This window comes from Sphingomonas sp. ASY06-1R (assembly GCF_052180265.1).
GTDB lineage: Bacteria > Pseudomonadota > Alphaproteobacteria > Sphingomonadales > Sphingomonadaceae > Sphingomonas_I.
Genome location: NZ_CP197464.1, coordinates 3,068,254 through 3,090,773, shown reverse-complemented (window position 1 = coordinate 3,090,773; position 22,520 = coordinate 3,068,254). Strand labels below are relative to the sequence as shown.

Here is a 22,520-nt window from a genome sequence, read left to right as displayed (position 1 = left end):
TTCGCGGGCGACGCCGCCAAGAGCGGCCATGCCTCTTCCCGGTCTTGATCGTCGTGGTGTCCTGTTCGTCCTGTCTTCGCCCTCCGGCGCGGGCAAATCCACCATCGCGCGCATGCTGCTCGCGGCGGACAAGGACATTGAGCTTTCCGTCTCCGTCACCACCCGGCCGATCCGGCCTGGCGAGGTAGATGGCCGCGATTATCATTTCGTCGATGTGCCGACCTTCAAGGATATGGTCGGCGACGGCGAGCTGATGGAATGGGCCCACGTCTTCGACCATCGCTATGGCACGCCGCGCGCGCCGGTGGAGGCGATGCTGGCGGCGGGCCGCGATGTCCTGTTCGACATTGACTGGCAGGGCGCGCAGCAGCTGTATCAGCAGGCCGGTGGCGATGTGGTGCGCGTCTTCATCCTGCCCCCGTCCGTCCAGGAGCTTGAGCGCCGGCTGTTGACGCGCGGCACCGACGGCAAGGAAGTGGTCGACGGCCGCATGGCACGCGCCAATTCGGAAATCAGCCACTGGGATGGCTATGATTATGTGCTGATCAACGACGATGTCGAATCCTGCTTCGCGCAAGTGTGCCACATCCTGATCGCAGAACGGTTGCGCCGATCGCGCCAGACCGGGCTGATCGGCTTCGTACGCAAGCTGATGACGCCCAAGGCGGGTTAAGCTAGGATGCGTCCTCAGTAAGAGGGGAGCGCGACATGGTTCGGGTTGTTATCGGAAGCCTCGTCGGCGGCATCGCGATGTTCATCGTGGGCTTTCTCTTCTGGGCCACGCCCCTGCAATATCTGGGCTATTCGCGTGCGAACGATGCGCAGAATGCGGCGCTTCAGCTGAGCCTTGCGCAGAATTTGCCGCATACGGGGCGCTACGTCGTGCCCAATCCCGCGTCGCAGGTCGGCGCCAATGGCTATAGCAAAGGTCCGGTCGCCACGATCGACTTCAATGTCGGTGGCTTTGCCGGCAGCGATCCCGCCGCCATGATCGGCGGTCTTATCCAGGAAGTCATCGTGTCGCTGATGATCGGATTGAGCCTGCTGGCGGTGGCCACGCGCGTCACCGATTTCGCCTCGCGCGCGCGGCTGGCCATTGGGCTGAGCGCAGCCGCGACGGTGATGATCGTGATCGGCGATCCGATCTGGATGCATGGCGACTGGCGCTATGCGATCTATGCCCTGATCGCGGATCTGGCGATGTTGTCCGCGTCGGCGCTGGTCATCGCCCGCTGGTTCCTGCCGCAGGCACAGACGGCCCAAACCCTGCGCTAGGACCGCGCAAGGCCACGACTCCGGGCGGACTTGACCGGCACGTCGCGCCGTTCCCACTGTTCCTCCGTTAAGCGCGACCGCGCGGTTGACCGTCGCCGGTCGTAAAGCCAATTCCCGACGCCGCGGCGTAAAGCCGTCGCGGGAGTGTGGACATGGCCTCGCAGGCACCGACTTCGCCACGCCGGGTGCTGATCGCCAGCCTCGTCGGGACCGGCATCGAATGCTACGATTTCTACGTTTACACCACGGCAGCGGCCCTGCTGTTCGGGCAGCTCTTCTTTCCCCAGGCGTCCCATACCGCGCAACAGATGCTGTCCTTCGCGACGATCAGCGTTGCTTTTGTCGCACGGCCGTTGGGGGCGATCTTCTTCGGTCATTTCGGTGACCGCGTCGGCCGTAAATCCACCCTCGTCGCTTCGCTGCTGACGATGGGCATCTCGACCACGCTGGTCGCCTGCCTTCCGACCTATCTCAGCGCGGGCTGGATCGCGGCGTTGCTGCTATGCGTGCTGCGCTTCGGCCAAGGGTTTGGTCTGGGCGGCGAGTGGGGTGGGGCGGTCCTGCTCGCGGTGGAGAATGCGCCGCCGGGCAAGCGCGCGCGCTACGGCATGTTTCCGCAGCTGGGCGTGCCGGCCGGATTTCTCGCCGCCAACGGCCTCTTCCTGATCCTGGGCGCACTGTTGACGCCGCAGCAATTCCACGACTGGGGCTGGCGCGTGCCGTTCGCCCTGTCCGCGCTGCTGGTCGGCATCGGCCTCTGGATCCGGCTGAAGCTTACCGAGACGGCCGAATTTTCCGCCGCCCTAGCGGAAGCGCCGCCGCCGGCCGTGCCATTGGGCGAGTTGGTCAGTCGCCATTTCGGTGCGCTGGCGACCGGGACCGTCGGCGCGATCGCCTGCTTCGCGCTCTATTATGTCGCGACTGCTTTCGCGCTGGGCTACGGCACGAAGACGCTGGGCTATGGCATGGAACAGTTTCTGGCGGTCCAGCTGGGCGCGATCCTGTTCATGGCGGGGGGCATCTATGCCTCGGCGTGGCTGGCAGACCGCCATTTCGACGCGCGCCGGATGCTGATATTTGGCTGCATTGCCGCTGTCCTCGCTGGGCTTTTGATGGCGCCGCTGATGCGTTCGGGCTCGCTCCTGCTGATCTTCCTCTTCCTCGCCCTCGCGCTGAGCGTGAAGGGTATTCTCTACGGCCCGCTGGCGTCCTGGCTGACCAGCCTGTTTCCCGCGCGTGTGCGTTATACGGGCGTGTCGATGGCGTTCAGCGTCGCGGGTGTGCTGGGTGGCGGGCTTACGCCGCTCGTGGCGCAGGCACTGGCGGCGCGCGGCGGTCTTTCGCTGGTGGGGTTTTATTGCAGTGGGGCGGCGCTGATCAGTCTGGTCGCGCTGCTTGCGTCCGGGCGAGAGGGGGGCAACGCGTAGGCGCTGTATCAGGCCTCAGCCCACCGCCCTCTCCCGCCAACCGCGTCGACGGGGCCGGATCCGGCAGGGAGGGGTGGGACTTGGGCGGTATGGTTAGGAGAAATGCGGCTCAGCCGGAGATCGTGTCCGCATCATAATGGAGTGCCTTGGCGGCAGCCGCTTCGGCACCCTTGGCGACAGCCTTGGCACCGGAATAGATGAAACCGTAGGTCGGATAGGCCTTGATGCCCATGTCATGGATCGGGCCGTACCAGACCTTGACCGCGCTCCAATCACCCTTGGCAGAGGCATCCATCACGGTCACGTCGCGCTCAACCTTGCCGCGCACGCCCCAATTGGCGTGCGTCACCTTGATGATGCGATCGGAAATGACCTGGGTGACGGTCGCGACATGGCCCGAGCGCATCGAGCCGATCGCCTTGAACACGAGGACCGAGCCGGCCTTGGGCGCGGAGCCCTGGGCATATTTGCCGATCGCCTGGTTCCACCAGGACCCGGCAGCACCGAAGAGCTGGATGCCCGAGAAAACGCGGGCGAAGGGGGCGCATTGCCAGAAAGTCTGGGCATTGGCCGCAGACGGTACGGACAGAGCGGCCATGAGCATGATGGAACAAAAAGCCGCTTTGGTGCGTCGTAACATATTCGGATGATCCCCCGATCTCGCTGTTAAGCGTTGGTAGGGACGAAGTGCGCTCCGGTTAAAGCGTGCTGCGACGAAGTGGGCGGACTCCACGCTCGCTTGATTTGGTCCCTTGTGGATAAGTCAGTCGGACGACGAATCCGTTCATTTCGGCGCGGTTGGTGCATCTCGCCGACGAATCGTCACGGCTACTTGCACATCGCAGACCCCACCGCTATGTCGCCTCCCGCTCCCGGACTGGAGGAGTGTAGCTCAGTTGGTAGAGCATCGGTCTCCAAAACCGAGGGCCGTGGGTTCGAGTCCCTCCACTCCTGCCATCGCAAGATGACGGGCACAGGCCGAAGGGTCTGGGGCGAAGGTTCGGGAAAGAGTGTGGCCCAGGGTGGCCTCCCTTAGGGGGAGTGCCGCCGCTTGGGCTTGGTTTCGTTTGTGGCAAAGGAAGACCGTGGCAGAGGCAAGCAAGGGTGGCGTGGGCGCATGGCTCGCCAACATCCCTACTTTCGTCAACCAGGTTAAGGCGGAGACCGGCAAGGTCGTCTGGCCGACCCGGAAAGAGACCGTGATGACGGCCGTGATGGTGGTTATCATGACGCTGACGCTCGGCATCTTCTTCTTCGCGGTCGATTGGGCGTTCAGCCGGATCGTGCGCGAGCTTCTGTCGCTCGCCTCTTAAGGTCAGGATCACAACGACACATGTCGCGCTGGTATATCATCCACGCTTATTCAGGCTTCGAGAACAAGGTGAAGGATCAGATCCTCGCCGACGCCGGGCGCCTGGGCCTCGAGCAGCTGGTCGAATCGGTGGAAGTGCCGACGGAAAAGGTCACCGAGGTTCGCCGCGGTAAGAAGGTGACGAGCGATCGCAAATTCTTCCCGGGCTATGTGCTGCTGAAGGCGGCGATGAATGACGACGTGTATCACCTCGTCAAGAACACGCCGAAGGTCACGGGCTTCCTGGGATCGAGCGGTCGGCCGCAGCCGATCACCGATGCCGAGGCCGCGCGGATTCTGAATACGAAGGAAGAGGCCGCGGTCGCGCAGCCCAAGGCCAAGCTGAAGGTCGATTACGATATCGGCGATTCGGTCAAGGTGCTGGAAGGTCCGTTCGCGAGCTTCAACGGCGTGGTCGAAGAGCTCGATTTCGATCGTGGCCGCGTCAAGGTTTCGGTGTCGATCTTCGGTCGCGCCACCCCGGTCGAGCTCGAGTTCGAGCAGGTCGAACGGGTCAAGTAAGTTTCCGGCGCAAGCCGGGATAGTCCGCGGGAGGCAGGCTTCGTTCTGCCGTCAGCACCGCTAAGCCATAGGAGGTAATCATGGCGAAGAAGATTACGGGTTATATCAAATTGCAGGTGCCGGCCGGCAAGGCTAATCCGTCCCCGCCGATCGGCCCCGCGCTCGGTCAGCGTGGCGTCAACATCATGGAATTCTGCAAGGCGTTCAACGCCCAGACGGGTTCCGAAGAAGTCGGCACGCCGCTGCCGACGGTCATCACCGTCTATGCCGACCGCAGCTTCTCGTTCGAGACGAAGACGCCGCCGGCATCCTATCTGATCAAGAAGGCCGCCGGTCTGAAGTCGGGCTCGAAGGAGCCGGGCAAGATTTCCGCGGGCACGATCAAGCGTTCGCAGCTGTCCGAAATCGCGACGACGAAGATGAAGGATCTCAACGCCACCAACATCGAAGCGGCGACCAAGATCATCGAAGGCTCCGCGCGCGCGATGGGCCTGCAGGTTGTGGAGGGCTGATCCGATGGCAAAGCTGAGCAAGAAGCAGAAGGCGCTTTCGGTCGATACCGTGAAGCTGCATGGCGTTGACGAGGCGATCAGCCTGGCGCGCACCAATGCGACCGCCAAGTTCGACGAGACGATCGAAGTCGCGCTGAACCTGGGCGTCGATCCGCGTCACGCCGACCAGATGGTCCGTGGCGTCGTGACCCTGCCCAAGGGCACCGGCAAGACGGTACGCGTCGGCGTGTTCGCCAAGGGCGCCAAGGCCGACGAAGCCCGCGAAGCGGGTGCCGACGTGGTTGGTGCCGAGGATCTGCTCGAGACCGTCCAGGGCGGCACGATCGACTTCGATCGCTGCATCGCCACCCCGGACATGATGGGTCTGGTCGGCCGTCTCGGTAAGGTGCTGGGTCCGAAGGGCCTGATGCCGAACCCGAAGCTGGGCACGGTCACGATGGACGTCGCCGGTGCGGTCAAGGCTGCCAAGGGCGGCCAGGTCGAGTATCGCGTCGAGAAGGCGGGCATCATCCACAGCGGCATCGGCAAGGCGAGCTTCCCGGCCGAAGACCTGCGCGCGAATTTCGACGCGCTGGTCGACGCCGTGATCAAGGCCAAGCCGACCGGCGCCAAGGGCAAGTATCTCAAGAAGGTCGCCGTCAGCTCTTCGATGGGCCCGGGGATCAAGGTCGACGTCGCTGAGATTTCGGCCGCGTAAGCCCTATTCACAATTCATGAAAAGGCCGGGAGCGATCCCGGCCTTTTTTTTGCGCGCTTCGCGACTCGACAATCCGTCGCGTCATCTTTATGGGGCGCATCTTCTCTGCCCGTTGGCGGAGATTCCGTCCGAGACAGCAGGTGAGGGGGCTTTGCCTCTCTTAATGTCCTGCCGAGACGGGGAAGAGATTTCCGGTGGTTGCGTTTGCGGCTTCCGGTCTGCCTGAGCGGCGTACGCGCCAATAAGTCAGGTATCCATTCCCCTTCGGACTATGCCGTTCGAGCAGTCGCTCGGGCGGTTCGAATGCGTCTGGCGCATGTCGCGTCAGGCGTTGATGCGTTCGGTGAAACATCGCCGAACGATATGGAGAATGGCAATGGATCGTGCTCAAAAGTCCGAGCAGGTTGCAGAGCTGAACCGCACGTTGAACGAGACGTCCGTCGTGGTCGTCACGCGCAACCTCGGCATGACCGTCGCGCAATCGACGGCCCTGCGCGTGAAAATGCGGGATGCTGGCGCCAGCTACAAAGTGACCAAGAACAGCCTTGCCCGCATTGCCGCCGAAGGCACGCCGTATACGACCCTCCACGATTTGCTGGTGGGTCCGACGGCGCTGTCGACGTCGGTAGACCCGGTTGCGGCCGCCAAGATCGTCGTCGAATTCGCGAAGACCAACGACAAGTTGGAAATCATCGGCGGCGCGATGGGCGATACCGTACTCGACGTGAACGGGGTCAAGGCGCTCGCTGCGCTGCCGAGCCTCGATGAGTTGCGTGCCAAGATCCTGGGCCTGCTTGCAGCGCCCGCGACCAAGGTGGCGTCGGTGCTTCAGGCACCGGCCGGTCAGCTCGCCCGCGTGTTCGGGGCCTATGCGGCCAAGGAAGACGCATAAAATCAACCTGACGTATTGGGGCCAGTGCGCCCCGGATGGAGATTATCATGGCAGACCTGCAGAAGCTCGTTGACGAACTGTCGACGCTGACCGTCCTCGAGGCGGCCGACCTTTCCAAGATGCTCGAAGAGAAGTGGGGCGTTTCTGCCGCTGCTGCCGTTGCGGTTGCCGCACCGGCTGGTGGCGGTGCCGGCGCACCTGCAGCTGAAGAGAAGACCGAATTCGACGTGATCCTCACCGGCGACGGTGGCAAGAAGATCAACGTCATCAAGGAAGTCCGCGCCATCACCGGCCTGGGCCTGACCGAGGCGAAGACCCTGGTCGAGTCCGCTCCGAAGGCGATCAAGGAAGGCGTCAGCAAGGACGAGGCCGAGAAGGTCAAGAAGCAGCTCGAAGACGCCGGCGCGACCGTCGAACTCAAGTAAGCTTTACGTCCTGGTCCGTTCGGACCGGCGAAAAAGAGGGGCGGCCCAGCAATGGGTCGCCCTTTTTTATTCGTCACCCCGGACTTGATCCGGGGTGACGATGAGGGGGATGAGACGCTGGACGACAAGCGAGCCTCCCACGAGGGTATTTTGAAAAAACACCAGAAACGAACTTGATGATCTGACGCGGATTGCGAGAGGCCGAGTGCCGAGCCGGCATTGAGAAAGAGCTGCTTCCGCCGCGAAGGCGCGATTATCCACCAACGCGCCGTTCGTACATGGTTTGTTCTCATTTGTCGAGTGCGGAAGCGGGATCCCAGGGCGAGCCCGGGATGACGGATTCAGATTTCGCGCTGCATGAAGACGACGTCGAGATAGCGGCCGAACTTGAAGCCGGCTTGATCGAGCTGTCCGGCATGCGTGAAGCCGGCGCGCGCGTGCAGGCGGATCGAGCCGTGATTGGCGGAATCGCCGATCACCGCGAACAGGCGCTGGAAACCGGCCTGTGCCGACGCACGGATCAGCGCGTCCAGCAAGGCGCCGCCGATGCCCGCGCCGACATGGTCGGGATGGACATAGATCGAATCTTCACCGGCGAAGCGATAGGCGGGGCGGTCCCGAAATTGGGCGGCATAGGCATAGCCCGCAATCGTGCCATCCTGCTCGGCGACCAGCCAGGGCCACCCGCGTTCCAGGACCTTGGTCAGACGCTGCTCCATCTCGGCCGTCGTCGGCGGCGCCTCCTCGAACGTCCCGGTTCCGTGGAGGACATGGTGGCCATAGATGGACGCGATGTCGGCCGCGTCGGCGGGGAGGGCTTGGCGGATGTGCACGGGATCCTTATTTCCAGAGCTGCGGCAGCGCGTCCAGCGCGATGGATCAGGAAAAAGCCGGCCAGGGGTTTACGAATCCGTCAAAATTCCTACATGGGAGATTGAACGGCGCGATACGCGACTCGCGTGCCAGCCACCGTCCCGCCCCGGGACACGATCCACATAGCGGGTGGATCGCGACGAATTGGGGTCGGCGACGTGTTCCACAGACGCTGCAGTGCGGTTCCGAAGGCCCGGATCCGCACTTTTTTGCGTGGAGAGCTTCCGCGCAATTGGCCGCATAGCCGCAGCGAGGCGGACAGATCTGATCCGATACCGAGGATATTCGATGGCGACCAAGGCACATAACGCGCTGACCACGGCTGCGAAGAAGCGCATCCGCAAGGTTTTCGGCAACATCCACGAAGTCGTGCAGATGCCGAACCTGATCGAGGTTCAGCGCGAGTCCTACGAGCAGTTCCTGCGTTCCGATCCGTCGATCGGTTACGTATCGGGTCTCGAGAAGACGCTGCGCAGCGTGTTCCCGATCCGCGATTTCGCCGGCACGGCCGAGCTCGACTTCGTCAATTACGAACTCGAAGATCCCAAGTACGACATCGAGGAATGCCGTCAGCGCGGCATCACCTATGCCGCCGCGATGCGCGTGACGCTGCGCCTGATCGTGTTCGAGGTCGATGCCGACACCGACACCCGCTCCGTGCTCGATATCAAGGAGCAGGACGTTTACATGGGCGACATGCCGCTCATGACCACGAACGGCACGTTCGTGATCAACGGCACCGAGCGCGTGATCGTCAGCCAGATGCACCGTTCGCCGGGCGTTCTGTTCGATCATGACCGCGGCAAGACGCACGCTTCGGGCAAGTATCTGTTCGCCGCCCGCGTCATTCCGTATCGCGGTTCGTGGCTCGACTTCGAGTTCGACGCCAAGGACATCGTCAACGTCCGTATCGATCGCAAGCGCAAGCTGCCGGTCACGACGTTGCTGTATGCGCTCGGCCTGAACGGCGAGCAGATCCTCAACGAATTCTACAAGACCCAGCGTTATGTCCGCGGCCAGGGTGGCTGGAAGGTCCCCTATCTGATCGAGAATTGGCGCGGTCAGAAGCCGTCCTATGACGTGATCAACGGCGACACCGGCGAAGTCGTGTTCCCCGCCGGCACCAAGATCTCGCCGCGCGCCGCCAACAAGGCCGGCAAGGATGGGCTGACCAGCCTGCTGATCCCGACCGAGGAAATCTTCGGCCGTTATTCCGCCTATGACCTGATCGATGAGGCCACCGGCCGCATCTATATCGAGGCCGGCGACGAAGTGACGCCCGAGAATCTCGAGAAGCTGGACAATGCCGGCTTCGATCATGTCGACCTGCTCGACATCGATCACATCTCGACCGGCGCCTGGATGCGCAACACGCTCGCGGCCGACAAGGTCGAAGAGCGCGATCATGCGCTGTCCGAAATCTATCGCGTGATGCGCCCTGGCGAGCCGCCGACGAAGGAAACCGCGGAGTCGCTGTTTGCCGGTCTGTTCTTCGATCCGGAGCGGTACGACCTGTCGGCCGTCGGCCGCGTGAAGCTCAACATGCGCCTCGACCTCGACGTCGAGGACACGGTCACGACGCTGCGTACCGAGGACATCCTGGCGGTCGTCAAGACGCTGGTCGACCTGAAGGACGGCAAGGGCGAGATCGACGATATCGACAATCTCGGCAACCGCCGCGTGCGTTCGGTCGGCGAGCTGCTGGAGAATCAGTATCGCGTCGGCCTGCTCCGCATGGAGCGCGCCGTGAAGGAGCGGATGAGCTCGGTCGACGTGTCGACCGTGATGCCGAACGATCTGATCAACGCCAAGCCGGCGGTGGCTGCGGTGCGCGAATTCTTCGGCTCCTCGCAGCTGTCGCAGTTCATGGATCAGACCAACCCGCTGTCCGAAGTGACGCACAAGCGTCGTGTTTCGGCCCTCGGGCCGGGCGGTCTCACGCGTGAGCGTGCGGGCTTCGAAGTCCGCGACGTTCACCCGACCCATTATGGCCGCATCTGCCCGATCGAGACGCCGGAAGGCCCGAACATCGGTCTGATCAACAGCCTCGCGTCGTTCAGCCGCGTCAACAAGTACGGCTTCATCGAGACGCCGTACCGCAAGGTCATCGACCACAAGGTCACCGACGAGGTCGTCTACCTCTCGGCGATGGAAGAGGCCAAGCACACGATCGCGCAGGCCAACGCCGAAATCGCCGACGACGACACGTTCGTCGAGGAGCTGATCTCGGCACGCGAAGCCGGCGAGTTCCTGATGGCACCGCGCGATCACATCACGCTGATGGACGTGTCGCCCAAGCAGCTCGTGTCGGTTGCGGCATCGCTCATTCCGTTCCTGGAAAACGATGACGCCAACCGCGCGCTGATGGGATCGAACATGCAGCGCCAGGCGGTGCCGCTGGTGCGCGCCGAGGCGCCGTTCGTCGGCACCGGCATGGAAGAGACCGTGGCCCGGGATTCCGGTGCTGCGATCGCGGCCAAGCGTCCGGGTGTGGTCGACCAGGTCGATGCGTCGCGTATCGTCGTTCGTGCCACCGGCGCGGTCGATGCGGGCCGCTCGGGCGTCGACATCTACACGCTGATGAAGTTCCAGCGCTCCAACCAGTCGACCTGCATCAACCAGCGTCCGCTGGTGAAGGTGGGCGACGTGGTCGCAGCGGGCGACATCATCGCCGACGGTCCGTCGACCGAGTTCGGCGAGCTCGCGCTCGGCCGCAACGTGCTCGTCGCGTTCATGCCGTGGAACGGCTATAATTATGAGGATTCGATCCTCATCTCCGAGCGCATCGTGAAGGACGACGTCTTCTCGTCGATCCACATCGATGAGTTCGAAGTCATGGCCCGCGACACCAAGCTGGGACCGGAAGACATCACGCGCGATATCCCGAACGTCGGCGAGGAAGCGCTCCGCAACCTCGACGAGGCGGGCATCGTCTATGTCGGTGCCGAGGTCGAGCCGGGCGATATCCTGGTCGGCAAGATCACGCCGAAGGGCGAAAGCCCGATGACGCCGGAAGAAAAGCTGCTGCGCGCCATCTTCGGTGAAAAGGCGTCCGACGTGCGCGATACCTCGCTGCGTCTGCCGCCGGGCGTTGCCGGCACGATCGTGGACGTGCGCGTCTTCAATCGTCACGGCATCGACAAGGACGAGCGCGCTTTGGCGATCGAGCGGGAGGAAATCGACCGCCTGACCAAGGACCGCGAGGACGAGCGTGCCATCCTCAACCGCGCCAGCTGGTCGCGCCTGAAGGAAATGCTGGTCGGCCAGACGATCGTGTCGGGTCCGAAGGGCGTCAAGAAGGGCGTGGTCATCGACGAAGCGCTGCTCGACGAGATCGAGAAGCGCGAATGGTGGAAGCTCGCCGTCGCCGACGATGCGCGCCAGAGCGATCTGGAAGCGATCAAGGTGCAGTATGACGACGCGGTCTCGGCCATCGTCGCCAAGTTCGACGATCGCGTCGAGAAGCTGCAGCGCGGTGACGAGCTGCCGCCGGGCGTGCTGAAGATGGTCAAGGTATTCGTGGCGGTGAAGCGCAAGCTGCAGCCGGGCGACAAGATGGCCGGCCGTCACGGGAACAAGGGCGTCATCAGCCGCATCCTGCCGAACGAGGACATGCCGTTCCTCGAGGACGGGACGCCGGTCGATATCGTGCTCAACCCGCTGGGCGTGCCGTCGCGCATGAACGTCGGCCAGATCTTCGAGACGCATCTGGGCTGGGCCGCACGCGGCCTGGGCAAGCAGATCGGCGAGGCGCTGGATACGTGGCGCGAGGAAAATCCGGACGGTACCGGCGGCAAGGCCCCGGCAGCCGTGGTGGAGCGCCTTAAGACCGTTTATGGCGAGCAGTATCACGACGATATCGACAGCCGTTCGGCTGACGATTTGATCGAGATGGCCGGCTTGCTGCGTGGCGGTGTGCCGATGGCCACTCCGGTGTTCGACGGCGCGCGTGAAGCCGACGTCTCCGACATGCTGACGCTGGCGGGGCTGAACACGTCGGGCCAGGTCGAATTGTTCGACGGACGCACCGGCGACACGTTCGACCGTAAGGTCACCGTGGGCTACATCTACATGCTGAAGCTCCATCACCTTGTGGACGACAAGATCCACGCGCGTTCGATCGGGCCGTACAGCCTCGTCACCCAGCAGCCGCTGGGCGGTAAGGCGCAGTTCGGCGGTCAGCGCTTCGGTGAGATGGAGGTGTGGGCGCTCCAGGCCTATGGTGCCGCCTACACGCTGCAGGAAATGCTGACGGTGAAGTCGGACGACGTGGTCGGCCGCACCAAGGTCTACGAGGCGATCGTCAAGGGCGACGACACGTTCGAGGCCGGCATTCCGGAAAGCTTCAACGTGCTCGTCAAGGAAATGCGCAGCCTCGGCCTCAACGTCGACTTGAACTCGGTCGATCCAGAGGACGACGGCCTGGCGCAAGCGGCGGAATAAGTGATCGGCCCCTGCCTGTCGCGGCAGGGGCTTCACCCGCCACCCCAATTTTCCCTCCAAGTGAGGACTAAAGATGAACGAACTTACCAACTTCGCCAATCCGGTCGCCAAGGCTGAGACTTTCGACCAGATCAAGATCGGCATCGCCTCGCCCGACCGGATTCGTTCCTGGTCGTTCGGCGAGATCAAGAAGCCGGAAACCATCAACTATCGCACGTTCAAGCCCGAGCGTGACGGCCTATTCTGCGCGCGCATCTTCGGTCCGATCAAGGATTACGAATGCCTGTGCGGCAAGTACAAGCGCATGAAGTATAAGGGCATCGTCTGCGAAAAGTGCGGCGTCGAGGTCACCGTCTCGAAGGTGCGCCGTGAGCGGATGGGCCATATCGAACTGGCCGCGCCGGTCGCCCACATCTGGTTCCTGAAGTCGCTGCCGTCGCGCATCGGCCTGCTGCTCGACATGCAGCTGAAGCAGCTGGAGCGGATCCTCTATTTCGAAGCCTATGTCGTCACCGAGCCTGGCCTGACCAGCCTCGAGAAGTTCCAGCTCCTCACCGAGGACGAACTGCTCGAAGCGCAGGACGAATATGGCGAGGACGCTTTCTCGGCCGGAATCGGTGCCGAGGCCGTCAAGTTCATGCTGATGGACCTCGATCTCGTCGGCGAGCGTGACGATCTGCTGAAGGAACTGGCCGAGACCAAGTCCGAGCTGAAGCCGAAGAAGATCATCAAGCGGCTGAAGGTCGTCGAAAGCTTCATCGATTCCGGCAACCGCCCGGAATGGATGATCCTGGATGTCGTGCCGGTCATCCCGCCGGAACTGCGCCCGCTGGTGCCGCTGGACGGCGGCCGCTTCGCGACGTCGGATCTGAACGATCTGTATCGCCGCGTGATCAACCGTAACAACCGCCTGAAGCGGCTGATGGAGCTGCGCGCGCCGGACATCATCGTCCGCAACGAAAAGCGCATGCTGCAGGAATCGGTCGACGCCTTGTTCGACAATGGCCGTCGCGGTCGCACGATCACGGGCGCCAACAAGCGTCCGCTGAAGTCGCTGTCCGACATGCTGAAGGGCAAGCAGGGCCGCTTCCGCCAAAATCTGCTCGGCAAGCGCGTCGACTATTCGGGCCGTTCGGTCATCGTCACCGGTCCGGAGCTCAAGCTGCATCAGTGCGGCCTGCCGAAGAAGATGGCGCTCGAGCTGTTCAAGCCGTTCATCTACGCCCGCCTCGACGCCAAGGGTCTGTCCATGACCCTGAAGCAGGCGAAGAAGTGGGTCGAGAAGGAGCGCAAGGAAGTCTGGGATATCCTGGATGAGGTCATCCGCGAGCATCCGGTTCTTCTGAACCGCGCGCCCACGCTCCACCGTCTGGGCATCCAGGCGTTCGAGCCCGTCCTGATCGAGGGCAAGGCGATCCAGCTGCACCCGCTGGTCTGCTCGGCATTCAACGCCGACTTCGACGGCGATCAGATGGCCGTGCACGTTCCGCTGAGCCTCGAGGCCCAGCTGGAAGCGCGCGTGCTGATGATGTCGACCAACAACATCCTGTCGCCCGCCAACGGCAAGCCCATCATCGTCCCGTCGCAGGACATGGTGCTGGGTCTCTATTATCTTTCGATGATGAAGGAGAATGAGCCGGGCGAAGGCATGATGATCGGCGACATGGCCGAGGTGCATCAGGCGATCAACGCCAAGGCGGTGACGCTCCACACCAAGATCACGACCCGCGTCCCGCAGACGGACGAGGCCGGCAAGACCTATATGAAGCGGGTCGAGACGACGCCGGGCCGTATGCTGATCGCCGAGACGCTGCCGAAGAGCCACAAGGTGCCCTTCGAAACCGTCAATCGCCTTCTCACTAAGAAGGAAATCGGCGACGTCATCGATCAGGTCTATCGTCACACCGGTCAGAAAGAGACCGTGTTGTTCGCCGACGGCATCATGAGCCTGGGCTTCCGCCACGCGTTCAAGGCCGGCATTTCGTTCGGCAAGGACGACATGGTGATCCCGGCCGAGAAGGAGACGTTGGTCGACGAGGCCCGTCTGCTCGTGAAGGATTATGAGCAGCAGTATCAGGACGGCCTGATCACCCAGCAGGAAAAGTACAACAAGGTGATCGACGCCTGGTCGCGTTGCGGTGACCGCGTCGCGAACGAGATGATGAAGGAGATCCAGGCGGTCAAGAAGACCCCGGACGGTCGCGAAGCCGACATCAACTCGATCTACATGATGGCCCACTCCGGTGCCCGCGGTTCGCAGGCCCAGATCAAGCAGCTTGCCGGTATGCGTGGCCTGATGGCCAAGCCGTCGGGCGAGATCATTGAAACGCCGATCATCTCGAACTTCAAGGAAGGTCTGACCGTTCTTGAATATTTCAACTCCACCCACGGCGCCCGTAAGGGTCTCGCGGATACGGCGTTGAAGACGGCCAATTCGGGCTACCTGACCCGCCGTCTGGTCGACGTGTCGCAGGATTGCGTCGTCGTCGAGATCGACTGCGGCACCGAGCGTGCGTTGGAAATGCGCGCGATCGTGCAGGGTGGCTCGACCATCGCCTCGCTGGGCGAGCGTATCCTGGGCCGCACCACGGCTGAGGATATCGTCGACAGCAAGACCGGCGATGTGATCGTTCCGGAGGGCACGTTGCTCGACGAAGCGATGGTCGCCTCGATCGAGGCGGTGTCGCCGCAGGCCGTGAAGATCCGCTCGCCGCTGGTGTGCGAATCCAAGGGCGGCGTGTGCGCGGCCTGCTACGGTCGCGATCTCGCCCGCGGTACGCCGGTCAATATCGGTGAAGCGGTCGGCGTCATTGCGGCGCAGTCGATCGGCGAGCCGGGCACGCAGCTGACGATGCGGACGTTCCACATCGGTGGCGCGGCGCAGCTCAACGAGCAGTCGAACCTGGAAGCCATCTCGGACGGCAAGATCGAGCTGCGTGGCCTGCCCACGATCACCAACGCACGCGGCCAGCACATCGCGCTGTCGCGTTCGGCCGAAATCGCGATCGTCGACATGGACGGCCGCGAGCGTTCGACCCACCGCCTGCCTTATGGTGCGCAGCTGATGGTCGGCGACGGCGCGATCGTCTCCAAGGGCGATCGGATCGCGCAGTGGGATCCGGCCTATATGCCGGTGATCACCGACAAGAAGGGCATGGTCCGCTTCCAGGATCTGATCGAGAACCGCACGGTGCGTGAGGAGTCGGACGAAACGACAGGCCTGACCCAGCGCGTGGTGATCGAGGATTCGGGTCGCGCCAAGAAGGACGATCTGCGTCCGCGCATCACCCTGCTGGACGAAGCTTCGGGCGAGGCGGGCGTGTCCCGTCTGGCGCCGGGCGCGGTCATCGCGGTCGAGGACGGCCAGATGGTGGAAGCGGGCGAAGTGCTGGCGCGTGTCCCGCGTGAAGCACAGCGTACCCGCGACATCACCGGCGGTCTGCCGCGCGTGGCCGAGCTGTTCGAAGCCCGCAAGCCGAAGGAAAACGCGATCATCGCGAAAATCTCCGGGCGGGTCGAGTTCGGCAAGGATTACAAGGCCAAGCGTAAGGTCATCATCCGTCCGGATGATGGGTCGGAGCCGGTCGAGTATCTGGTGCCGAAGTCGAAGACGATCGACGCGCAGGAAGGCGATTACGTCAAGCGCGGCGACAATCTGATCGGCGGTTCGCCCGATCCGCACGATATTCTCGAGGTGCTCGGCATCGAGCCGCTCGCCGAATATCTCGTGTCGGAAATTCAGGAAGTCTATCGACTCCAGGGCGTGAAGATCAACGACAAGCACATCGAGACGATCGTTCGTCAGATGCTGCAGAAGGTTGAGATCACGGCTGCCGGCGACACCACCCTGCTCCCCGGGGAGCAGGTGGATCGCGAGGAAATGGACGAGATCAATGCGAAGCTGGAAAAGGGCCAGACGCCGGCAGAGGGCAAGCCCATCCTGCTCGGCATCACCAAGGCCTCGCTCCAGACCCGCTCGTTCATCTCGGCGGCTTCGTTCCAGGAGACGACCCGTGTGCTCACCGAGGCTTCGGTGCAGGGCAAGATCGACAACCTGAACGGCCTCAAGGAGAATGTGATCGTCGGCCGCCTCATTCCGGCGGGTACCGGCGCGGGCATGAACCGCCTGCGGGTTACGGCATCGTCGCGCGACGCGGCGCTGCGGGCCTCGCAGCGTAGCCTGTCGGCGGCGATCGTCGCTCCGAAGACGGCTGCGGAAGAGCATGCCGCCGAACTGAAGCGTCCGGTCGAGGCCGATACCGGCAACGATCCGCTGGGTGATGTTGTGGGCGAAACCCACGGCACCGACGCCGATGCGGGCGATTATCTGAACAGCTAAGTCGTCAGACGGGCTGAATGAAAAGAGCCGCCGTCCACAGATGTGGGCGGCGGCTTTTTCTTTGGCTGTAGGAGTTCCGTCGGTCGGGCCGGTGGGCGGGACGTCTCGCCTAGAGTCTGATCCATCTAATCTGAAGCGTATCCGCTGTTGCGAAGGTAGTTTGCGCATTCGTTTGGTGGGAAGGCGTCGAGGAGTGATCCGATCTGGCGCCATGTTGCTTCAACTGATCGCGGATCGGCTTTGCGCAGCAATGTCTTGAGCTTGGCGAAGACCTGCTCGATGGGGTTGAGGTCGGGCGAGTAGGGCGGCAGGAACAGGAGCCTGGCACCGGCAGAGCGGATGAGCTGGCGGACGGCCTTGCCCTTGTGGCTTCCCAGGTTGTCCATGACGACGATGTCGCCGGGCGAGAGGGTGGGCAGCAAGAACTGTTCGACATACGCCGTGAAGCTCTGGCCGTTGACGGGACCGTCGAGCACGAGCGGTGCGTCGATGCGGTCGTGCCGGAGCGCTGCCAGAAAGGTCAGCGTGCGCCAGTGACCGTGCGGAACCTTGGCAACGAGCGGCAGGCCGCGGGCGCACCAGCCGCGCAGTCGGGTCATGTTGGTCTTGGCCCATGTTTCGTCGATGAAGACGAGCCGCCGCGGATCGATCCGGCCCTGATACTTGCGCCATTGCGCCCGACGCCGGTCGATCGCCGGACGGTCCTGCTCGCGGGCGATCAGCGTCTTTTTTTGAACGTCACGCCGGCCTCGCGCACGATCCGCCATACCGAACCGTAGCTCGTCACCACGCCGCGCTCGCCCAGTTCCGCAACCAGCGCACGCAGCGTCACGTCCGGCTTGGTCGCCAGCCGCTCCAGCAGCCACGCTCGCTCCGCCGCAAGGGAGCGCGGCTGCCGGCGCCCCAACGGCCGCGCCGCGGCACTGCCAGTCGCCCGAAGACGCTGTGACCACTTCACCGCGCTCGCCACACTGACGCCGAACAGCTCAGCTGTCGCCCGACACGACCGGCCACCCAACACCGATGCCGCTACCCGCTCACGCAGATCATCTGAATAGGCTCGACCCACATCTGCCGACCTCCCAACGGCCAACAGCTTGAATCAGACTTATCGCAACTTGTGAATCACAAAACGATTCAGGCCAGCCGACTCAGCCTCTAGAGCGTGGTGACTTCGGTAGGACCCGTTCGTCTCGAGTAGCGATCGAGCTTGTCGAGAGCGCGTATCGAGAGACCAACACCAACGCCTCGATACGCGTCCTCGATACGCCCTGCGGGCAACTCGGTCGCTACTCGGCACGAACGGATCAGTGTAAAGTCATCATACTCTAGCGGCGATCGATATAGATCGGGTTGCCGATCAGCAGCGGATGACCCGCGGCGACGATATTCACGCTGATCCAGCGCCGTACGGACGCGGGGTCGATTGAAAAGCGCGCGGAAGGATGCGCAGTATCGATCGGCACGGACTGGCTGTCCTTGCCATCGACCACCAGCAGCGCCTGGCCATCGGCGACGCCCTGGACACGGGCATCGACCGTTATCGTCCCTGCCGGACGGAGCGATCCGCCCATGACCGCCCGGGCCGATCCTGCGCTTGCCGCAACCTCCAGCAGACGATCCCGCGTGCCGGCAACGTCGATGAAGACATTGCCCGCGCGGATCCCGGCCAGGATCGCGGGCATCGACAACGCCTGCGCGTAAACGACGGTGGTGGGATGGCCGACCGGCGCCCTGTTCGGATCGGGATCGGGATCGGGATCGTGATTGTCGCTGCCGCCGACGCCGGTGAGCCGATGGCCTTCGTTCAGCCGGGCATACCAGAAGCCGATGCCGGCATAAGGCCCTTCGGCAACCGCTCCGTTGACCGCTTCGATGGCGGTGATCCCGGCATAGTCCTGGACGGGCCATGTCCAGCCGCAGCCCATGCACGTCTCTCCCGAAGGGAGGTTGGGGTGGTTGATCGTGAGGATCGCGCCGGCGCGTGCGACCTCGCGCTCCAGGGCGGCAATGTCGGGGACGTCGGGCGTTCCGACGCGAAAATCGAGGAAGGCTTGCTGGCCGATGGCATTGGCATGGCCGTGGAAGGTCGTGATCTCGGTCCCCGGAATCAGCAATGTCCGATCGAAATAAGGCTGCAATTCGCGCAGCCCGCCAAATTGGGACACGGTGTTGTGATCGGTGACCGCGATGAAATCGAGGCCGGCCCGCGCGCCAGCCTCGACCGTGCGGAAGAGGGGGCAGGGCACGCGCTTGCCGGAGGCGCTGGCGCAGCTGCCATCGCTATTGGCATCGTGCATATGGAGATCGCCGCGATACCAGCCGGGGGCGGTTCGCAGTGGCGCATCGGCGATGACGGCACTGGCACGGCGATCCGTCCCGCGGTCGAAGAAGACCTGCAGGCGATAGTCGCTCCGGCTGTTGGGACGCGCATTGGGAATGCCGAGCTCGACATGCCATTCCCCTGGCGTGATCGATCCGGGGAGGTAGCCGGGGGAGGCATCGCTGGGTGCGATTGTGAAGCGATCACGCGCGCCGCCGCTCCAGCCGCGGAAGCGCTGGTCATCCCACAGGCCCATATCGACGACCGTCTTGTTCAACTTGTCATAGGAAAGAATGACGGTGATCCGGTCTACGCCCGGCGGCACGTCGAACGGAACCGGGCGGTAATGCTGATGATCGGAAGCCGTTATCCGGCCGTTCAAGGTGACATCGGGGGCGGGCGCCGCCATTGCACTGGCTGCTGCTGCCAGCAGGAGCGGGACGATCGCCATCAGAATTTGAAATCCACGGCGAAGCGGACGTTACGGCCCAGGATCGGTCGGCCGATGAACAGCAGATCGTTGGATTGGCCGCTGGTGAGTTCGCCCGCGCGCGGATTGCCTTCGGTCAGGCCGATCGTGTTGGTGAGGTTGTCGCCATAGGCCCATAGGGTGATCCGATCGGTCAGTGCGAAGCGAATGCTGGCGTTGAGCGCGGTGTAGGCGGGCAGCTTCGACGTATTCGCGGCATCCGCGAAACGCTTGCCATAATATTCGACGTCCATCTGCGCGCGCAGGCGATTGTCGAACAAGATTACGGCCGGTGTGGCCCGCAGCGCGAATTTGGGAACGCGCAGCAATTGGTTGCCCGAGTAATCGCGTGGGATCAGCGCCGTACCCTGTAGTTCCGTGTAGCGCAGGTTGCGGAAGGTGGGATCCTGCCAGGTCGCGTTCAGCGTGAAATCCAGCCAGCGGGCCGGCCGGATCGTCCCTTCGAACTCGACGCCGTAGGCGCGGGTGTCGGTGTAGATGGTCTGCTGGGTGAAGCCCTGCGTGGCCGGATCGAATTGGGTGTTGCCGATCGAATAGGCGTCGAAATCGGTGAGGAAGCCGGTGGCGTAGAGGCTGAGCAGCGGCGTCGCATATTTGACCCCCGCTTCGTACATCTTGATGCCTTGCGTACGCGGTACCGCGGTGGCGCTGGTGATGAAACTGCCGACGCTGGGAAGACGGAAGGTGGAGGTGTAGCGTGCGAACAGACCGGCATGCCGGGCGAACTGCCAGTCGGCACCCAGCGTGTAGCCGACATGGTCGAAGCTGCGATCGAACGGCGTGAAGATGCCGTTGCCGGTCAGCACCTGATTGTCGGCCAGCGTCGTCGGATCGCCGAGATCGACGGTCTTGGACCCTTCCTGCGAACCGCTGGTATTCACTTTTTCCCAGCGGACGCCGCCGTCGACGCGCAATTGCGGCGTGATCTGCCATTCGTCCGAGGCGTAGAGCGCGAACGTATCCTGGTTGCCGGAGCCATTGGCGAACTCCGAGCCGTAGCGCGAGACCCCGTTCTGGGTGAGCGCGCCCACCACCTGCCCGGCGGCGTTCAGCGCAACCAGATCCAGCAGGCGCGAATTGCCGGACACGTCCTGGATCGTCGAGGCCGAGTAACGGCGGAACGTCTCCTTGATATGGGCATAATAAAAGCCGACGGCGACATCGTGCGTCATACCGCCCATGTCGAAGCGATGGGCGAGACGCAGATCGTCGAGAAATTCATCTTCCCCGACCGTGACCGGCCGGGCGGCGTTGATGAAGACGTCGCCATTGCCATTCTGCCTGGCGATATCGAACGCCTGGCCCGTGTCGGTATAGCGCAACGCGACGCTGGTCGCGCCGGGATAAGCGGTGAGCAAGGTCGGCTGATATTGGGCGAGCAGGGCGGCCGCTGTCCCAACCGAAGCGGGGTAGACGCCGTTGCGGACCGTGTTGCTGGTGCGATAGCGGGCCTTGTTCGAAAGCTCCCAGCCGTCGGCAAACTGCCAGTCGATCATCGCCGAATATTGGTTGAGGCGGATGCGGGTGCCGTCGCTATTGTCGAACGACACCGGCCCGTTCGCATCCTTCAGCGTCAGGAACGCGGTCTGGCGGCTGGCGGTGGTGTCATAATGCGGATCGAAGCCGGGTATGCCGACAATCTTGCCGTTGCTGTCCTTGGTCAGCGGGATGCCGGTATAGAAGATCGCATCGTCGGCGAGGCGCTTATAGCTGAGGTTCACCTGGACGGTGCCGAAGTCCTTGCTGAGATCGGTGCGGATCTGACCGCCCTTATTGCCGGTGAAGCCGGGATCGCGCACGCCGCGTTCGTTGCGATAGAAGCCCCCGACGTCGAACTTCCAGCCGCCGCCGATCGGAGCCCCGATCCAGCCATCGAAGCGATAGAGATCGGCGGTCGATCCATAGAGCAAGCGCGCATTGCCTGAGAGGCTGTCGCCCGGCCTTTTGGTGATGAAGTTGACGACGCCGCCCGGAGCATTCGGCTCGAAGATGGACGAAGGCCCGCCGCGGACGACTTCGATCCTTTCGATCGATTCGTCGATGCGGAATGCCTGGTCAGCATTGAGATAGCCGAGCGCAGGATCGTGCTGGACGGGGAGGCCGTCCTCCAGGAGGTTGATCGAGCCATATCCATCGACCGGGATGCCGCGCGCGCGGACATTGCCGCTGCCTTCGCCGCCGGACGCCTCGACCCAGAATCCGGGCACGGATTTCAAGGCTTCCGTCACGCTGGAGGGCGCGCGCGAGCGTAGCATGTCGTTGCCGATCGTGGTTATTGCGTAGCTGGTGTCCAGCTTGGTGCGTTCGCCCGCACCGGCGCGGCCGGTGACGACGATCTCCTGGTCCTGCCCGGGTTGAGGATCGGGGGTGGCGCTGCTCTGCGCCAAGGCGGAGGCGCTGCAGCCGGCCAGCAGCACGAGCGCGGCGGACCGCACCAGGTTACGCATAATCATACAATCGCTCCACGTGACGTGAGGCGTTGCCGGCTAGGAGGGCTTCATGACGGTCGGTTTACGCTTGTGCGTCAAAGCCGTGAAAGCGGTGCTGCTGTGGCCGCTTTGCCATGATGGCGCGAAAGCGGCCGTCCGCAGGGTGTTGGTGGGTCAAAAGCCACGCAATATCTCGCCGCGACCATCGCGGCCGTGTGTCCGCCCGCGCATCCTGTTAAGACAGGCCCATGAAACGTGCCCTCATCCTGCTTTTGCTGCTTCCGCTTGGCGCGTGCGTGTCGACGGTGGCGCATGTCGTGACCGCCCCGGTGCGGGTGGCGAGCTGGTCGGTCGACAAGATGACGACCAGCCAATCGGAGGCGGACGAGAAACGCGGCCGGCGCGAGCGCAAGCTGGACGAGCAGCGCGCGAAGGAAGAGCGCAAGGAAGCGAAGCGCGAACGCAAGCAGGCGCGCGAGCAGGCCCGCCAGAACGACCCCTATTGATCTCCGTCACGGAGGC

Annotated in this window: 17 protein-coding genes and 1 tRNA gene; 13 read left to right on the top strand and 5 right to left on the bottom strand. The window is 63.4% G+C overall.

The genetic code is table 11. From position 1 onward, the window contains the following. The first annotated feature begins 28 nt into the window (after positions 1-28). The 3 genes from gmk to ACSBM8_RS14770 all read left to right on the top strand — a co-directional run bounded on the left by gmk (position 29) and on the right by ACSBM8_RS14770 (position 2,702). Entirely contained in the window at positions 29-673 is a 645-nt protein-coding gene (gene gmk, locus ACSBM8_RS14780; RefSeq protein ID WP_442678761.1) for a guanylate kinase, read from the top strand. Between the two features lie 35 nt (positions 674-708). Continuing rightward, complete coding sequence (locus ACSBM8_RS14775; protein WP_442678760.1) at positions 709-1,275, top strand: hypothetical protein; 567 nt, start codon at positions 709-711, stop codon at positions 1,273-1,275. Between the two features lie 152 nt (positions 1,276-1,427). Next, complete coding sequence (locus tag ACSBM8_RS14770; protein ID WP_442678759.1) at positions 1,428-2,702, top strand: MFS transporter; 1,275 nt, start codon at positions 1,428-1,430, stop codon at positions 2,700-2,702. Between the two features lie 109 nt (positions 2,703-2,811). Here ACSBM8_RS14770 and ACSBM8_RS14765 read toward each other — a convergent pair whose 3' ends face one another. Then, positions 2,812-3,342: a CHAP domain-containing protein gene (locus ACSBM8_RS14765; protein ID WP_442678758.1), complete on the bottom strand. Its 531-nt coding sequence runs from the start codon at positions 3,340-3,342 to the stop codon at positions 2,812-2,814. A 241-nt stretch (positions 3,343-3,583) separates the two neighbouring features. Here ACSBM8_RS14765 and ACSBM8_RS14760 point away from each other — a divergent pair. From ACSBM8_RS14760 to rplL, 7 genes are all read left to right on the top strand, one after another. Continuing rightward, a tRNA-Trp gene (locus tag ACSBM8_RS14760) sits at positions 3,584-3,659 on the top strand. A gap of 128 nt (positions 3,660-3,787) precedes the next feature. Next, positions 3,788-4,015 carry a preprotein translocase subunit SecE gene (secE, locus tag ACSBM8_RS14755; RefSeq protein ID WP_442678757.1) on the top strand — a complete coding sequence of 76 codons (228 nt, stop codon included), beginning with the start codon at positions 3,788-3,790 and terminating at the stop codon, positions 4,013-4,015. Between the two features lie 20 nt (positions 4,016-4,035). After that, positions 4,036-4,575 (top strand): transcription termination/antitermination protein NusG, encoded by a 540-nt coding sequence (gene nusG, locus ACSBM8_RS14750; protein ID WP_442678756.1) that lies wholly within the window; start codon positions 4,036-4,038, stop codon positions 4,573-4,575. A gap of 80 nt (positions 4,576-4,655) precedes the next feature. Next, on the top strand, positions 4,656-5,087 hold the full coding sequence (gene rplK, locus ACSBM8_RS14745; RefSeq protein WP_442678755.1) for a 50S ribosomal protein L11: 432 nt from the start codon (positions 4,656-4,658) through the stop codon (positions 5,085-5,087). A gap of 4 nt (positions 5,088-5,091) precedes the next feature. After that, positions 5,092-5,784 (top strand): 50S ribosomal protein L1, encoded by a 693-nt coding sequence (rplA, locus tag ACSBM8_RS14740; RefSeq protein ID WP_442678754.1) that lies wholly within the window; start codon positions 5,092-5,094, stop codon positions 5,782-5,784. A 376-nt stretch (positions 5,785-6,160) separates the two neighbouring features. Next, positions 6,161-6,676, top strand: coding sequence for a 50S ribosomal protein L10 (rplJ, locus tag ACSBM8_RS14735; RefSeq protein WP_442678753.1), 516 nt, complete (start codon positions 6,161-6,163; stop codon positions 6,674-6,676). Between the two features lie 47 nt (positions 6,677-6,723). Further along, positions 6,724-7,101, top strand: coding sequence for a 50S ribosomal protein L7/L12 (gene rplL, locus ACSBM8_RS14730; RefSeq protein WP_442678752.1), 378 nt, complete (start codon positions 6,724-6,726; stop codon positions 7,099-7,101). A 341-nt stretch (positions 7,102-7,442) separates the two neighbouring features. Here rplL and ACSBM8_RS14725 read toward each other — a convergent pair whose 3' ends face one another. After that, entirely contained in the window at positions 7,443-7,934 is a 492-nt protein-coding gene (locus ACSBM8_RS14725; protein WP_442678751.1) for a GNAT family N-acetyltransferase, read from the bottom strand. 328 nt (positions 7,935-8,262) lie between these two features. Here ACSBM8_RS14725 and rpoB point away from each other — a divergent pair, with 328 nt between their 5' ends. Both rpoB and rpoC read left to right on the top strand, forming a co-directional pair. Continuing rightward, positions 8,263-12,417 carry a DNA-directed RNA polymerase subunit beta gene (gene rpoB / locus ACSBM8_RS14720; RefSeq protein WP_442678750.1) on the top strand — a complete coding sequence of 1,385 codons (4,155 nt, stop codon included), beginning with the start codon at positions 8,263-8,265 and terminating at the stop codon, positions 12,415-12,417. A 73-nt stretch (positions 12,418-12,490) separates the two neighbouring features. After that, entirely contained in the window at positions 12,491-16,756 is a 4,266-nt protein-coding gene (gene rpoC / locus ACSBM8_RS14715; protein ID WP_442678749.1) for a DNA-directed RNA polymerase subunit beta', read from the top strand. 125 nt (positions 16,757-16,881) lie between these two features. Here the strand turns inward: rpoC and ACSBM8_RS14710 are convergent. The 3 genes from ACSBM8_RS14710 to ACSBM8_RS14700 form a co-directional block, all read right to left on the bottom strand. Continuing rightward, a protein-coding gene (locus ACSBM8_RS14710) for an IS630 family transposase (RefSeq protein WP_442678748.1) occupies positions 16,882-17,825 on the bottom strand; the annotation gives its coding sequence in 2 pieces (ribosomal slippage) (positions 16,882-17,489 and positions 17,489-17,825; 945 coding nt in all). A 259-nt stretch (positions 17,826-18,084) separates the two neighbouring features. Then, a complete protein-coding gene (locus tag ACSBM8_RS14705; RefSeq protein WP_442678747.1) occupies positions 18,085-19,530 on the bottom strand; it encodes a CehA/McbA family metallohydrolase in 1,446 nt (481 codons plus the stop codon). Continuing rightward, complete coding sequence (locus ACSBM8_RS14700) at positions 19,530-22,022, bottom strand: TonB-dependent receptor (RefSeq protein ID WP_442678746.1); 2,493 nt, start codon at positions 22,020-22,022, stop codon at positions 19,530-19,532. Before ACSBM8_RS14700 ends, ACSBM8_RS14705 begins: the two co-directional genes overlap by 1 nt. A 224-nt stretch (positions 22,023-22,246) precedes the next feature. Between ACSBM8_RS14700 and ACSBM8_RS14695 the strand changes: the two genes are divergently transcribed. Next, positions 22,247-22,504 carry a hypothetical protein gene (locus ACSBM8_RS14695; protein ID WP_442678745.1) on the top strand — a complete coding sequence of 86 codons (258 nt, stop codon included), beginning with the start codon at positions 22,247-22,249 and terminating at the stop codon, positions 22,502-22,504. Positions 22,505-22,520 lie beyond the last annotated feature (16 nt).